This is a genomic window from Vibrio sp. Vb1755 (genome assembly GCF_033338635.1).
GTDB classification, from domain to species: Bacteria; Pseudomonadota; Gammaproteobacteria; order Enterobacterales; family Vibrionaceae; genus Vibrio; species Vibrio alginolyticus.
Genome location: NZ_JAWOTA010000154.1, coordinates 1 through 1,401, shown reverse-complemented (window position 1 = coordinate 1,401; position 1,401 = coordinate 1). Strand labels below are relative to the sequence as shown.

1 protein-coding gene is annotated in these 1,401 nt (G+C 40.1%); it reads right to left on the bottom strand.

Going from position 1 to position 1,401, the window contains the following annotated elements; all coding sequences use genetic code 11:
- Positions 1–95 precede the first annotated feature (95 nt).
- Positions 96–908 carry an ABC transporter permease gene (locus R7E00_RS23460; RefSeq protein ID WP_017448340.1) on the bottom strand — a complete coding sequence of 271 codons (813 nt, stop codon included), beginning with the start codon at positions 906–908 and terminating at the stop codon, positions 96–98.
- Positions 909–1,401 lie beyond the last annotated feature (493 nt).

Genomic DNA, 1,401 nt, shown 5'->3' with positions numbered 1-1,401 from the left:
CTTATCCACATTTTCTGTGGATAACCTGTATCAAAGATCGTGAGTATCTCTGAAGATCCAGAAAATTTCATAAAATTAGGGGGTTATGTGGCCAATTACTGACCTCGCTTCATTCCATCAACTGGGCGTACTTTGACCGTAACACGGCCTTCTTTTGTTTGTACAAAGCTCAATGTCATTTCAAGTGTGATGGCAACAGAGACGCTCATCATGACAAAAATAGCTAGCATGATGACCAGTTGATATTTAATGGCAACCAATGGGCTTGCGCCCCCTAGGATTTGCCCCGTCATCATACCAGGAAGCGTGACAAGGCCCATCGTGGTCATTGAGGCTAGCGTTGGCGCTAACGATTTTCTCAGAGCCTCCTGAACGAAAGGAAAGGAAGCGTATTTAGGGGCGGCACCCAGTGAGATGGCAGCTTCGTACTCAGATTTACGCTCTTCAAAAGCAGAGAATAAGTTTTGTAGCGCGATGATATTACTGCTCAGACTATTGCCTAACAGCATGCCTGCCAATGGGATCATATATTGCGCATTGTAAAGCGGAGTAGGACGCACCAAGCCAGCGGTGATCGCAATTAGTAATGGAAACAAGCCACATACAAGCCCAGTTAGAAGTGGCAACATGAGCGGCTTTTTCGGTAAACGTGCTTTCCCTGCAATGGAGCTTGCTCCTACGACGAGCATAATCGCAAGCCAAAGTAAGTTGATGATCAAGCTGTTTAATTGAAAGAGATATTCAAGATAAACCCCGATCAGAACGAGCTGTAAAGTCATACGCACAACGCTGACTGATGCATCTTTCGCGATGCCTAATCTATAGCGTGCATTGATCGCAAATGGCACTAACAGAATCAAACTGAAAGCCGCTAATTTTGCCCAACTAATGTCCACCACACTGTTCATAATCACTCCTTGAAATTGCCGCTTAGAATTGTAACCAACCCCATTCTCTATATGAATCTCAATGGGTAATTTTTGCTTTTTTCATGGTGGAAATTGCGAGAGGTTTTATAAAATGTTTTTTATCATTTTGTTTACAAGTCATTATCTTTCTCAGGAGGTTGAGTAATTTTTCGGCACGAATTTTACCGCTCAAATGTAATTTATGTTTTGTAAATGTTGTAAGTTTAACAAGGTTTTAAAAGACTTATTTTTTCATATCTGTTCATGTTTTTTAATAAATAATATCAATCCAACACAACTCCGGATGAGCTCAAAAAAGTGTTGAATTACAAGGCTTGAAGGGAGTTATTTGATTGAACCTTACTATTAGTATGGTCTAACATTTTCAATTAGAGATTGTAAAAACTTAAGCTTGGTTATACGGGCTTTTCAATAACACTAGATACAAAATAGGCAAATGTATGAGTGATGTTAATAAAATTGAGAGTGGCGA

Bases quoted from the DNA above. Each gene is read 5' to 3' on its own strand.
- R7E00_RS23460 (WP_017448340.1), bottom strand. From the start codon at position 908: ATGAACAGTGTGGTGGACATTAGTTGGGCAAAATTAGCGGCTTTCAGT.